At 60.3% G+C, this 13,174-nt stretch carries 13 protein-coding genes; 4 read left to right on the top strand and 9 right to left on the bottom strand.

From position 1 onward, the window contains the following. Positions 1-122: 122 nt before the first annotated feature. The 4 genes from sdaAA to VF629_RS15065 all read right to left on the bottom strand — a co-directional run bounded on the left by sdaAA (position 123) and on the right by VF629_RS15065 (position 3,645). Positions 123-1,025 (bottom strand): L-serine ammonia-lyase, iron-sulfur-dependent, subunit alpha, encoded by a 903-nt coding sequence (sdaAA, locus tag VF629_RS15080; RefSeq protein ID WP_331059321.1) that lies wholly within the window; start codon positions 1,023-1,025, stop codon positions 123-125. 121 nt (positions 1,026-1,146) lie between these two features. Further along, positions 1,147-2,385, bottom strand: coding sequence for a T9SS type A sorting domain-containing protein (locus VF629_RS15075; RefSeq protein ID WP_331059320.1), 1,239 nt, complete (start codon positions 2,383-2,385; stop codon positions 1,147-1,149). A 74-nt stretch (positions 2,386-2,459) separates the two neighbouring features. Continuing rightward, complete coding sequence (msrB, locus tag VF629_RS15070; protein WP_331059319.1) at positions 2,460-2,915, bottom strand: peptide-methionine (R)-S-oxide reductase MsrB; 456 nt, start codon at positions 2,913-2,915, stop codon at positions 2,460-2,462. 70 nt (positions 2,916-2,985) lie between these two features. After that, entirely contained in the window at positions 2,986-3,645 is a 660-nt protein-coding gene (locus tag VF629_RS15065; protein WP_331059318.1) for a hypothetical protein, read from the bottom strand. 80 nt (positions 3,646-3,725) lie between these two features. On the opposite strand from VF629_RS15065, the gene VF629_RS15060 reads away from it, so the two are divergent. Next, complete coding sequence (locus VF629_RS15060) at positions 3,726-5,252, top strand: NAD(P)H-hydrate dehydratase (RefSeq protein WP_331059317.1); 1,527 nt, start codon at positions 3,726-3,728, stop codon at positions 5,250-5,252. Positions 5,253-5,267: 15 nt separating this feature from the next. Here VF629_RS15060 and VF629_RS15055 read toward each other — a convergent pair whose 3' ends face one another. After that, complete coding sequence (locus VF629_RS15055; protein WP_331059316.1) at positions 5,268-5,777, bottom strand: CatB-related O-acetyltransferase; 510 nt, start codon at positions 5,775-5,777, stop codon at positions 5,268-5,270. 159 nt (positions 5,778-5,936) lie between these two features. Here VF629_RS15055 and VF629_RS15050 point away from each other — a divergent pair, with 159 nt between their 5' ends. From VF629_RS15050 to VF629_RS25805, 3 genes are all read left to right on the top strand, one after another. Beyond that, entirely contained in the window at positions 5,937-8,195 is a 2,259-nt protein-coding gene (locus VF629_RS15050; RefSeq protein ID WP_331059315.1) for a gliding motility-associated C-terminal domain-containing protein, read from the top strand. 700 nt (positions 8,196-8,895) lie between these two features. Then, positions 8,896-9,699: an RICIN domain-containing protein gene (locus VF629_RS15045; protein WP_331059314.1), complete on the top strand. Its 804-nt coding sequence runs from the start codon at positions 8,896-8,898 to the stop codon at positions 9,697-9,699. Then, positions 9,582-10,175, top strand: coding sequence for a T9SS type A sorting domain-containing protein (locus VF629_RS25805; protein ID WP_414653893.1), 594 nt, complete (start codon positions 9,582-9,584; stop codon positions 10,173-10,175). The genes VF629_RS15045 and VF629_RS25805 overlap by 118 nt, the downstream gene beginning before the upstream one ends. A gap of 132 nt (positions 10,176-10,307) precedes the next feature. Here VF629_RS25805 and VF629_RS15040 read toward each other — a convergent pair whose 3' ends face one another. The 4 genes from VF629_RS15040 to VF629_RS15025 form a co-directional block, all read right to left on the bottom strand. Next, complete coding sequence (locus VF629_RS15040) at positions 10,308-10,730, bottom strand: hypothetical protein (RefSeq protein ID WP_331059313.1); 423 nt, start codon at positions 10,728-10,730, stop codon at positions 10,308-10,310. A 66-nt stretch (positions 10,731-10,796) separates the two neighbouring features. Continuing rightward, positions 10,797-11,675 carry a hypothetical protein gene (locus tag VF629_RS15035; RefSeq protein ID WP_331059312.1) on the bottom strand — a complete coding sequence of 293 codons (879 nt, stop codon included), beginning with the start codon at positions 11,673-11,675 and terminating at the stop codon, positions 10,797-10,799. A 29-nt stretch (positions 11,676-11,704) separates the two neighbouring features. Beyond that, positions 11,705-12,388 (bottom strand): DUF6766 family protein, encoded by a 684-nt coding sequence (locus VF629_RS15030; RefSeq protein WP_331059311.1) that lies wholly within the window; start codon positions 12,386-12,388, stop codon positions 11,705-11,707. A gap of 126 nt (positions 12,389-12,514) precedes the next feature. After that, positions 12,515-13,087, bottom strand: coding sequence for an inorganic diphosphatase (locus VF629_RS15025; protein ID WP_331059310.1), 573 nt, complete (start codon positions 13,085-13,087; stop codon positions 12,515-12,517). Positions 13,088-13,174: the final 87 nt, after the last annotated feature.

The following is a 13,174-nucleotide window of genomic DNA, read 5'->3' as shown; positions in this document are numbered from 1 at the left end:
AGCGAAGGACCTTCTCACGTCTGCACAAATGGCTGTTCTTGCAGGTTGCTCTCGCCTGAGAAGGTCCTTCGCTGCGCTCAGGATGACAAACGTCCTACTTTCACTACTCCTCTTATTCCTTATTATTCCCCATCATCCGGCAGGATGTTGATGTCCTGCACCAACACGCGCTGCTCGATTTCGCGGCCGCGCTTGGTGTTGGCCAGGCCGCCGAGGGCAGTTTCTTTGTAGCGGGTTTCCATGGCCTGGCCCACTTCGCCGAGGGCGGCCACGCACTGGTCGACGGGAATGACGGGGTCGATGCCGGCAATGGCAATTTGGGCCGAACTGAAGGCAATGGCGGCCGCGGAGGCGTTGCGCACCACGCAGGGCACTTCCACCAGGCCGGCCACGGGGTCGCACACCAAGCCCAGCATGCACTGAATGGTGACGGCCACGGCGGCAAACACCTGCTCCACCGGCCCGCCCAGGCAGTACACGATGGCGCCGCTGCCCATGGCCGCGGCCGAACCGGTTTCGGCCTGGCAGCCGCCCACAGCCCCAGCCAGCGAGGCATTTTGCTCGATGATGAGGGCAATGCCAGCGGCCACGAGCAGGCCCTCCAGAATCTGGCGGTCGGAGAGCTTGTGCAAATCCTGCAGGGTGACCAGCACGCCGGGCAAGATGCCGGAGGCGCCGGCGGTGGGCGCGGCCACTACCCGGCCCATGCAGGAATTTACCTCCTTGGCGCCCAGCGCGCGGGTGACGAGCTGCTTGAATTCGGGCGAGAGGACGGTGACGGGCGAGGCGGCAATTTTCTTGGCGCCGTTGTTTATCATGCCCGAGCGCGAAGTCATGTCGCCGGTCAGGCCCTCGTACACGGCGTCGCGCATCACGTCGTAGGCCCGCTGCAGGCCGGTCCAGATTTCGTCTTCGGTGCGGCCCTTCTGTTCGATTTCGTAGCCGAGCACGGGTTGGTAAAGGGGTTCGCCAGTAGCAGCGCAGTGCGCCTGCCAGGAAGCAAAATCGTTGAAGAGCAAGGACATGGTTGGGTGGGAAAGAGGAGGAATAAGCTAGTAACGCAAAGCCCCGGCCGAAGGTGTCTTCAACCGGGGCTCAAAGCTACAGGATTGGAACATGGCCGCCGTTAGCAGCCAACAGGCGCCGCTAGCGCTTGTCCCACTTCACTTGGGCGTGCTGCGCGCCGGCGCGCAGGCGCACTACGTACAAGCCCGGGGCCAGCGCTGTGCCGGCCAGCGACACGGCGTGCGCGCCCGCGGTTTGCGCGGCGGCGGCCTGAACCACGGCTACGCGGCGGCCCGTCAAGTCAAGTACTTCCACGGAGGTAGTGGCTGGTGCCAGCAGGGTATAGTGCACCAGGCCTTCGGTGCCGGGGTTGGGCGCCACGGCCAGTTGGCTGCTGGCTTGTAAAGCGTTGCGAGTGGCGGTGACCTGGGCGTATGTCAGCACGATGCGCTGCGTGTTTTGGTAGGCGCTTGCGGTGGGGTTCCAAGTCTGCAGAGTGGCAGTAGTCGGGTCCCCGTTGGTAGCATAAGCATAGGCCGTTTGCGACTGGGGCACCCAAGCATTATCCCAGTCCTCGGAAGCAAGAAGGATTTCTCGGCCTTGCGCATCAAATGTGAGGGTGTGACGGGACGAGTTGGCGTAGACGCCGGTGAGGAAGTCTGCCGATTCGACCAGGTACTGCTGCACCTTGCCGGCGGCATTATAAGTGTAGGTGGCGCGTTGCAAAGGGTCCCAGGTGCCACCGCCGTCGGTTTGGGTTTCGTACACCGATACCTGGCCCAGGGCGTTGTAGCTCCACAGCTGCCGGGCCACCGCGGAGAAGGAGCCCTGAGTGTAAAATTCTTCCAGTACCTGGGTGCGCTGCCCCGCGGCGTTGTAGGTGTGCGAATCGCGCTTGATGGAATCCCAGGGGGCCGAAAGATTGGTGGGGTCCTGGAACTTGAGCCACTCCCACCGCACTTGGCTGGGGGTGTTGAAGGTGAACAGCGAGGCGGTGTAGGGGCCGAATGGCGCCTGCTGATACTGGTCGGTCGAGTCGCTCAGGATTTGGCCGGCGGTGGTGTAGCGGTAGCGGTGCGCGAAACTCTGCGCCCAAGCGCCGCCGCTTTTGCGGTCGGTGCGGATGGTGCCGGGCAGCGTGGGCGTGGCGTAGCGCGAGTACACTTGCCGCGAAAAATCGACCCAGGCACCACCGCCAGCGCTCCAGTTCTGCACCAGCAATTCCTGCAGCTGCGAAACGGTGTTGGTGGTGCGTGCGGCTTTGGTTGGGGCGCCGGGCACTTGACCGGGCATTTTCACTGCGACGGCGGGGAGGGTTTGGGCGTGGCTGTGGTAGGTCAGCAGGGCCGCACAGGATAATAGAAGGTAACGTTTGAACATATAAAACAATAAAAAACCTGATTGACAGATATTTGCCAATCAGGTTCAAAGCTAGTGCGTTTCCGCGCTCCAGCCTACTGCGCCACCGGTTCTGTCACCAGTTTAATACTGGCCGAGTTGATGCACAGACGCAGGCCGCTGGGGGCCGGGCCGTCGGGGAAGACGTGGCCCTGGTGGGCATCGCACACGTTGCAAAGCACTTCCACGCGGGTCATGCCGTAGCTCGTGTCTTTCTTGTAGCGGATGGCGCTTTCGTCGACGGGCTGCGTGAAGCTGGGCCAGCCGGTGCCCGACTCGAACTTGGTGCGCGAGTCGTAGAGCGGCGTGCCGCAGCACACGCAGGCGTAGAGGCCGGCCTCGTGGGCCTCGCAGTACTCGCCGGTGAAGGCGCGCTCGGTGCCGTGCTCCCGCGTGACGTGGAACTGCTCGGCGGTGAGTTGCTGGCGCCATTCGGCGGGTGTTTTCTCTACGCGGCGAGGCGAAGGAGCGGGATTATTGGCGAGGCGGATGACGTCGTTCCAGGTTTGCATGTCGAGAGAAAAAGCGAGCTGATGAAAGTACTAATGAGCGATTCGTAAACGCCGGTTGGGAGCGGGAAGTTTAGCGGACGTAGTCGTAGCTGACGCTGGCGCCCAAAACCTTTTTATAAAGCCGCCAGGTAGTGGCCGCGGTGCGCTCGTACAGGAGCACAGCCCAGCCGTCGCCATCAATGCCGGAATGCAAGTGCTGCCAGATTACAACCCATCGGTGGTCGGCGCTGAACAGCGGCCGGGTGAACTCGCAGTACCGGCGGCGGGCCGACTTTCTCCGAATTACCTTGAGCGTGGTCAAGGAATCCGGCCAATGCCCCCGATAAAGCAACGCGTAAGCCAAAGCCATTCCCTGCAAGTCCTGCGGTGATAAAGGATTTGCAAAAGGCTGCAACCTCCAGTACTGTTTAAATGCTTGCAGCTCCGGCTCAGTAAAGACCGTAGTATCCGGGCGGTGAAGCATAAATAATTTGTACCTAAAAACTCCACTCGTGTCAACGCCCCCTACGTCAGCCTCCGGCCAGTAAACAGGTTTTCGATAAAGCATCAATGGTTGGAGCGGGCCAAAGTGAGAAGACCATTGGGCACGCAGCGCTTCTTCCTCGGTTGCAATTTCGTGCAACTGCCAGGACATAAATCGCAACGTGGCCGTGTCAATGTTCGCTTCAAGAACAAGTTGTGCTTGAGCAGCAAAGCTGTAGAGCAGAAAGAATAATAAACAAGCGCGCATAGCTCAGGAACTGTTGGACGAATAAAGGATGCGAAAAGTCCATAAATCACATACTGGCCGCTCTTGTATTTTTTGAACCCATGAAAATCCTTTCCGCCGCCCAGACCCGCCAGCTCGACCAGGCCACCCTCGAAGAGCAGGGCATTACCTCCGTTCAGCTCATGGAGCGCGCCGCTCAGGCCCTGCTGTTTTGGTTTTACGGCGAATACAGCTACCAGCCGCCCACCGAAACGCTGCTGCTCTGCGGGCCCGGCAACAACGGCGGCGACGGCCTGGCCCTGGCCCGGCTGCTGCACGGGGCCGGCTTCCCGGTGCGGGTGGGCTTGCTGCCGGCCGAGAACCATTCGCCTGACTGGCAGCACAACCGCGAGGTGTTGCCCGAAGCCGTGCCGGTAACGGAGCTAAGCGAAACGGAATGGCCCGACTTCTCTCCCCGTGGTTTGGTCATCGATGCGCTGTTTGGCACGGGCCTCAGTCGTCCGCTGGAGGGGCTAGCCGCCGCCGTGGTAGCCAAGCTCAACGAAGCCCAGACCCGCGTAGTGGCCGTTGACCTGCCCAGCGGCCTCTTTGCCGACGCCCCTCAGCCAGCCGGCAGTGCGGTGGTGCGCGCCCAGCACACGGTCAGCTTTGGCCGGCCCAAGCTGGCTTTCCTGCTGCCGCAAAACGCAGAATACGTGGGAGAATGGCACGTGGAGGACATCGGCCTGAGCGAGGCATTCGTTGCCGCTACTGACACTCCGTGGCATTACACCGACGCTGCGGCTGTGGCCGGTGCCCTGCCGCCCCGGCCCAGATTCAGCCACAAAGGCACGTTTGGGCACGCGTTGCTGCTGGCCGGCAGCCGGGGCAAGATGGGCGCGGCCGTGCTGGCGGCGGGCGCTTGCCTGCGTGGCGGCGTGGGCCTGCTCACGGCCCACATTCCCGGTTGCGGCTACGACATCTTCCAAATCAGCCAGCCGGAAGCCATGTGCCTGGCCGACCCGCAGGTTCACTTCATCAGCAAGTTGCCCAAGCTGGCGCCGTACCAAGCCGTGGGCATCGGGCCAGGGCTGGGCCTGGAGGATGCCACCCTAGCCGTGCTGCGCAAACTGCTAAAAACCGCCTTGAAGCCCACCGACCGACGGGCGCACCCGCTGCCGCTCGTCATCGACGCCGACGCCCTGAACCTGTTGGGCCAGCACCGCCAGTTGCTGAAGCTGCTGCCCGAAAACACCATTCTCAGCCCCCATCCCAAGGAATTCGAGCGCCTGACCGAGCCGGCTCGCGACGACTACCACCGCCTCGAACTGCTGCGCGCGTTTGCCCAGCGCCACCGCTGCTTGGTTATCCTGAAAGGCGCCTATACCTGCCTGGCCACGCCCACCGGCGAGCTGCACTTCAACAGCACCGGCAACCCCGGCATGGCCACGGGCGGCAGCGGCGACGTGCTCACGGGCCTGTTGCTGGCGTTGCGGGCGCACGGTCAACTTTCGGCTTTCGATGCGGCGCGGCTGGCGGTGTACGCCCACGGCCAAGCCGGCGACCTCGCGGCAGCTAAGACCGGCCAAGCCGGCTTGGTGGCGGGAGATATTGTGCAGCACATCGGCCCAGCGCTGGCGGCCGTGTAGACCCAGCTACAGTTCTTAAGGTGTTGAAGGGTAAGTTGGCCCAGCTCTTACTTCCGACTCCGCTGCTGCCAAAAAAGCGTCTACGTCGCCCGTTAGCAGCGCCACGTGCCGGGTAATTTTTTCCACTGGCCAGTGCCACCACGCCAGGGCCAGCAGGCGGGCGGTGGTGGCAGCGTCGAACCGCGGCCGGATGACCCGCGCCGGGTTGCCGCCCACGATGGTGTACGGCGGCACGTCGCGCGTGACCACGGCGCAGGCCCCGATGATGGCCCCGTCGCCGATGGTCACGCCCGGCATGATAGTGGCCCGATAGCCAATCCAGACGTCGTTGCCGACCCGTGTGTCTCCCTTGGTTGGGTAAGCCTTGCCCGCCATGGCCTCCGCCCAGTCGCCCCCAAACACGGCAAACGGGTAGGCGCTCACGGCGTCGCTCAAGTGGTTGGCGCCGTTCATCACAAACTCCACCCCGGAGGCAATCATGCAGAACTTGCCGATGACGAGGCGGTCGCCCGTGAAATCGAACATTAACATTTAGACCAAACCTTAACCAAGACGGGGACATCGCAATAGGTGGTTAAATTGCAGATGTTTGCGGATACTAACAAGCACCCCTATTAAGCTCAAGGCATGATTTCTTGCTTCATTTTTCTGCGAACTTGGCTGCTCGTGGGACTATTGTTCTCCGTGCTACCCGCTGCCGCCCAGTTGCAAGCGTCGCAATGGTATTTCGGCAACCAGGCCGCGCTGGATTTCAACACCATTCAAAATGCGCCCATCCCCCTGGCCACCAGCGCCATGGCCGCGCCGGAGGGCTGCAGCAGTCGGGCCGATTCGTTGGGCAACCTGCTGTTTTACACCAACGGCGAAACCGTGTGGAACCGCCAGCACCAAGTCATGACCAACGGCACGGGCCTGGGCCTGTCTGGGCAATTTACCACTTCGGCAACACAAAGCCTGATTGTGCCCCTGTCGGGCAGCACCCGTATTTTCTATGTTTTTACCCCGCCCGCTCAGGGCCACGCACAAGCTTTAACCTACTCAGTTGTGGATATGAGCCGGCAGAGCGGACTTGGGGAGGTTGTGCAGAAAAACAGCGTCCTACTAGCTAGCTCCACCGAGCGGGTGGCGGCCGTGCTGCATGCCAACCATCGCGACTCTTGGATTATCGCTCTCGGCGGCAATAACAACCTGTGCTACGCTTTTCGGCTCACGGCGTCGGGCTTGCCGTCCCCGCCGGTCGTCAGCCCCGATGGCTTCGTGCACAACAGCACGTCGGGCGGGATGGTAGGTCAGCTAAAAGCGGCTCCCAACAGCCGACGGCTGGCGCTGGCCGCTGTCAGTGCCTCTGGTTACCCAACGGGCTTGCTGGAATTACTGGATTTCGATACCCGCACGGGGCAAATCACCAACCCCGTGCTGTTAACCAGCCCGGAGCCCGGTGGTTACTACGGGGTTGAATTCTCGCCCGATGGCACTAAGCTTTACGCCACGAAGTACCTGAACACCACCCCGCCGCAAAGCCCACTGTATCAGTACGACCTGACCGTACCAGGCTACAACGCGGCCAATGCCCTGCTGGCTGGGGCTTCCCTCCCCAACACGGGCATAAAGGGAAGTTTACAACTCGGGCCCGATGGGCGCATTTACGTCGCGCGGTTTCAGCCCCCTTCCGCATTTCTGGGCGTCATCGCCCTTCCCAACCGGCCAGGCGCGGCCTGCGCCTACCAGGACCAGGGCCAATCCCTGAATGCCCGGACTTCTACCTTAGGTCTGCCTAGCTTCATGCCGCACGAACTATGGCGACTGCCCCCTGTAGGCCCCGTGTGTCAAGGAGTCGCCCAGCCTTTCGCCCTGCCGCCGGGCTACGATGCGGATTCCGTGCGCTGGGATTTCGGCGACCCTGCTTCGGGTGTAGCCAACCAATCGCGCTTGTCCAACCCCACGCACACCTACGCCACGCCGGGTGCTTATACCGTGGCCCTCACGCTGTACTTTCCCGAAGGCGGCCGGCAGGTGCTGCGCACGGCGCTGCAGGTTGCTCCGCGCCCAGTGGTCGATTTGGGTCCCGATTTCAATCTCTGCCTTGGCACGGTGCGGCGCCTGGCCGTGCCCGAAACGGCCGGCGCTATCTACCGCTGGCAGGACGGCTCCGCCGGCCCGGCCTTCACCGTGCGCGCGCCGGGCCGATACTGGGTCACCGTGGCCAATGCCGCCGGCTGCCAGAACAGCGACACCGTCCACATCGGCGCGGCCTCGCCCGCACGGGTACGCCTCGGGGCCGATACCGTGGTGTGCGTGGGAGAGGTACTGCGCCTGCACCCGCGCAGCAGCGGGCCGGGCCTGGGGTTTCGCTGGCAGGACGGCTCCACGCAGGAAACGTTCACGGTGCGCACGCCGGGTACGTATTGGGTAGAGGCGACCAATTCGGGGGGCTGCAGCCAGCGAGACTCCGTGCGCATTACGTACCTCACGCCGCCGGCGCTGCACCTGGGCGGCGATACGGCCGTGTGCGCCGATACTGGGCCGCCGCTGGTCCTCGACGTCACCCTGCCGGGCGTGCGCTACCGGTGGCAGGACGGCTCGACCAACCCAACGTTTACGCCCACGCAAACGGGAACCTACTGGGTAACCGTTTCGACGTCCGTTTGCACCGCCACCGACTCCATCCGGGTGCGCCTCTTCGACTGCCCCGCATCTGCTGTCCTCGTGCCCAACATCATCACGCCTAATGGCGACGGGCGTAACGACCGGCTCATCATCCTCGGCCTGGGTTCCGACCCGTGGGCCCTCACTATCTACAATCGGTGGGGCCTGGTCGTTTACACCACGCCCCGTTATCAACAGGACTGGGCCGCCCCCGGCCTGCCCGATGGCGTGTACTTTTACCACCTGCGCCGCCCAGCCGCCCCGTCCATGAAAGGATGGCTGGAAGTTCGGCGCTGACATTTGTCATTGTCACTCAACTGCCTGCGTTTAACCACGGCCCTCACTGCTTATACCCTAACGTATATGTTTGAGGCTGAAATGATATATGCCATACTATAGCACCCGATGCAAATACGAACAGTTGCCGATAGTTCACCCCGGTTAGGCCCACATCTATGGTTTATGCCCTGCTCGATATCATAAAAACAAATAATATAAATATTTTCTGACCAACAAGCCACTCATGCTCCGTGTCCCTGCTCCCTTATTCGCTTATTTAAAATTTATCTAGCACTTTTAAAAATACTTGCGCCAGATGCTTATTAACATCCTTCTGTCGCACAAAGGATTATTTCGGACCGGCCGTGCTCGCCTATCTTTACTTGGCTACCTACATTGTGGCCAAGACTCGCATTTCTTCTAAATAAAAAATATATCTGTTTCTGAAAATATGCTATATAATTAGCTACTATGAATATAATTCGCCTATCTTTCCGCGCACTTAAACCACAACAACTGGTGATAAGAGTAGCGCATTTTACTCCCTAACGCAAATTGATGCGCGCCATATAGAACCTTAGTGGGCTCTCCCAATGCCAGCACAGAGTGGCTGTATCGTGCGACAAACGACTTATTTTCAACTTTTCCAAAACACTTTCCAACTTTTTTTCCTCAATTTGTGAAAACACTTACTCGCCTTCTACCAGCCCTGTTGTGCATGCTGCTTACCTCCTTCGCGAGCCAAGCACAGTTCAACCCCATTCCCGGTCACGTCTACGAGATTCGCAACGCCTATTCGGGTACTGCTTTGGAAGTGGGCGGAAGCGACCGCTACGCTGTCAATCACAATTTCAACCTGTGGCCTTACTGGGGTGGCGCCAATCAACAATGGGAATTTGTGCGGGTTGGCACAACCGGCAACAGCTATGAAATCACCAACCGCAATAGCAGGCAGTTCTTGCAGATATATCCTCCTAGTGCTCAGCAAGTTGTTAATGACAGGGTGGTCTACCCCGTGCAAAGTACGGCGCGCTTAGTGTGGACTGTCACCGAGCTACCAAATGGCAGGATAACGATTTCGCGCAACTATCAATTACCCAATCAACCCAACTCAACCCCTTTTCTATTGCGTACCGATGCTCCGGGTCCCTTTCCAAATAGTGGAACTACCGGGGCCAACACTGTCGTGCTTAGCCCAAATGCCGATGAATACGTAAGCAAATTGGAATGGACCGTCATTGACCGTAGTGCCGCTACTCCGGGCGTGTTCCGCATTGAAAACTACAACAGTGGCAAGGTGCTATCGGCCGGGGAGGACAACAGCGTTAAGCAATTGACTAATTATTACTTGGGGGGCAGGAATGGACCTTTAGCGAATACAACGCCGATGGCTACCTCTCCATCATCAATCGGAGCACGAATCAGGTGCTTGAAATCGGCGGTGGCGGCGACTTGGCCCAGCCTGGCCGTAAGGCCAACGTTTGGGACGGCTACGGACTCCCGGCACAGCAATGGCGGTTAGTGGACGTCGTAAGTGGGGCGCGGCTCACGTTACAGGAAGTCTACACCACAGGGGTTCGATGCAAGCTATTGAACCGCAATAGTGGTCTGGTACTCGAAATAGGCGGCGGGGGTGACCTAACCAGGGAAGGCTTGGCGGCCAACCAGTGGTATGACTTTGGCGTGGCGAGCCAGCAATGGAACATCTACATTAACAGCAGTTACCGAAGCACAGCATCGTCCGCTGGTACCGCGGCATCAGCCCCGGCGTCAAGTACGCTGGCCTTGTATCCCAATCCGGCAAGTGCCAGCCTACAGATAACGTTGCCGGGTAACAATGAAGCTGTGCAAGTGACTATCACTGACGCCCACGGACGCGCTGTGAAGGTATCGCACGAACATGGCAAGGTGAATGTGTCCAACTTGGCATCGGGCTTGTACATAATATCGGCAGCCGACGGCCACAGAACCTTCCGCCAAAAGTTCATTAAGGAGTAACAGCCCTCTTTTCACAAAAAAGCCATATTTGGTTGGTCTAGCTTCCAGCAGCGAGATGCAAAAAATGTATGGTGCCGAACCCAAAATATTAGTCTTGGTTTTACTAGCTGGGAACTAAGTTATTAGTACCATTCATTGGTAACGACATCGTAGCACGGCGCAAGGCCAAAGGCAATTAGTACTAGTGGAGCATTTAAAAACCTCTAAACGGAAGCGCCCGTTGGCAGACGCGGGCGCTTCCGTTTTTGCGTTAGAGGGCATAAATTGGAGCTTAGAGTGATTCACCACCCAATTGATATACAAGCCCCGATTGGCGCCGTTCATCACAAACTCCACCCCGGAGGCAATCATGCAGAACTTGCCGATGATGAGGCGGTCGCCCGTGAAGCCGAACAAGTAGCGCACGCGGCGCTCAAAATTGGCGACGTCCTCGAAATCATCGTAGTACGTGTAGTCGCCGATGGTTATCTGGGGATGGTCGACCACGTTTTTCAGGAAGCACAACCGCTCGTAGCCCGCCAGCGGAAACACGGTAGAAGGGGAAACAACGGCCATGGTAGCAACGAGTAAGTGCCAGAAATTTGCCTCGCAAGGTAGCAAGCCCGGCTCAGGCCGCCTGTGTTACAGCAAATACGCGGCCGCGGCGGGCACCAGCAGCACGCCGTCGGCCAGCAGGGCAAAGAAGTAGTCGCTGCGGCGCTCGTGGGCCAGCAGAACGATGGCGGCGGCCGACACGCCGGTCAGGCCCAGCCCCAGGGGCGACACCCCGCGCTCCAACCCAAACGCCATGGCACCGGCCAGGAAAGCCAGCGCCACCGCCTTGGCCCTTGCCTGGCCCAGCACCACGGGAAAGGTGCGCGTGCCCGCGGCCCGGTCACGGCTCAGGTCGCGGATGTCGAAGACGATGGCCAGGGCCAGCACCAGGCAAAACCGCTGCGCCAGGAGCTCGCCGGCCTCGGCCAGGGGGTGGTGCACGGCGAGCATGGGAAGCCCAACCGTGATGGCCGACCAAACGCCCGCAATTAGAAACACCTTGAGCAGAGGCACTTCGCGCAGGGCCCGGGGCTGTCCATGCCACCTGAGCAGCGGCCAGGAGTAAAGCAGGGCCAGCGCCGCCAAGGGCAGCAAGGCGGGCAGGTAGCGCCACCAGCCGTCGGCCAAAAACAGCACGCCGCCCACCAGCGCCGCCACGGCCGCCAGCAGCGCCAGCCCCCGGCGGTGCCGCTGCTGCCAGGCTTTGCGCCCCGACGCGCCCGCCGGCTGCCGGTGCTTGAAGGGCAGCACGGCGTCGAGGTTGTACACGAGCAGCGTGGCGGCAAACACCAGCACGACCACCCGGTAGGCCACGGGCCCGCCGCCCGGTACTTGCCGGAACGTAACGGCCGTTTGGGCCGCCGCCGCCCCGGCCAGCCACACGCTGCTGTACAAGACGGCGTCGAGCCCCCGTCGAAACACGGACGGGTGCGGCACAGGGGGTAACGTCTCGGCGCGGGCGGGCATGGCGCGAAATTAGCGCCGTTGGGGGCAGGCTACGTACCGGTTTCAGAATAAGCCGCGTCCACGGGTTTGCTTTGGGGAGAGCCGTGCTGGCGCAGAAAGATGCTGAGTCCCACCACGCTCAGAATGCTGAGGAATTCGCTCTGCCAGTTCTGCAACGATTCGAACCAGAACCGCGAGGTGAGCATGTATTCCCACACGCCCACAGCCGACTTGCCGCTGTGCACCTGCTCGATGCTGTACACCTCGGCCCCGCCCTTGGCGTGCAGCCACACCGAAACGAGGAACAGCGTGAAAAACGCAATGCTGAGCGAATTTTTGTACAGCGCCAGCACCAGGCCGCCCCGCCGCACGGGCCCGGGCGCATCTTCCTTGGATGGGTCGGGCTCGGCGTCCACCTCCTCCTCTTCGTAGAGCTTCTTCGACTCGGAAGAGCCCCGTTGGCGCAGCCACACCGTGAGCAGCACGTAGAGGCCCATTTGCAAAAACTCGCTTTCCCAGTTCTCGAACGTGGCCTCCAGAAAATGGCCCGACCGCAGGTAATCGCCGGTCGTTAGCTCGGCCATCCCCATCTCGGCAAGCTCCTCGTTGTACTCGTGCAGCCCCGTCACTACCTGCCCCACCAAGGCCAGCAGTGTCATCGTGGTAACCACCAGTATCAGACTGTTTTCGTAACAAAAACGCCAAAAAGGCGAAGCAGGACGTTGGATAGCCATGCTTCGCCTTTACGGAAAAAGGGGGAAAGTGATTATTTGATGTGCTGATGAGGTAATGTGCTGATGTATCTGTATAAACTAGAACCTTAACCAGTTCACACATCAGCACATCACCTCATCAAATAATTACCCCAGCTGCGCCTTGGCCGTTACGCGCTCGCCGAAGGTTTCTTCGTAGAGCTTGATGCTGTCGTTGATGATGCGGTAGGCGTCTTCGCGGCCCATGAAGCGCTCCACCACCACGTGCTTGTTGTGCTCTAGGGCTTTGTAGTCCTCAAAGAAGCGGCGCATTTCCAGCAGTGTGTGTGGGGGCAGGTCGGAGATGTCGTTGTAGTGGTTCACCGAAATGTCGTGGGCGGCCACGGCGATGATTTTGTCATCTTCCTCGTCCTGGTCCACCATCTGCATCACGCCGATGACTTTGGCTTCCACCAAGCACATGGGCACAATGTCGACCGAGCAAAGCACCAGGATGTCGAGCGGGTCCTTGTCGTCGCAGTACGTTTGCGGGATGAAGCCGTAGGCGGCGGGGTAGTGCACGGCCGAGAACAGCACGCGGTCGAGCTTGAGCAGGCCGCTTTCTTTGTCGAGCTCGTACTTGCCCTTGCTGCCTTTGGGGATTTCAATGATGGACTGCACGATTTGCGGATTTTCGTCGCCGCGCGACACGTCGTGCCAGGGGTTGAAGTGGTTGGTCATTTAATGATGTGCTGATTATTTGGTGTGCTGATGTGCTGATGTGCTCCCGCTTACTGAACAGGTTGGGGGAAACGAGAGGGTGTAAGT

Source organism: Hymenobacter sp. (assembly GCF_036388155.1).
Lineage (GTDB): Bacteria > Bacteroidota > Bacteroidia > Cytophagales > Hymenobacteraceae > Hymenobacter.
This window is presented reverse-complemented; position numbering and strand designations above follow the sequence as displayed.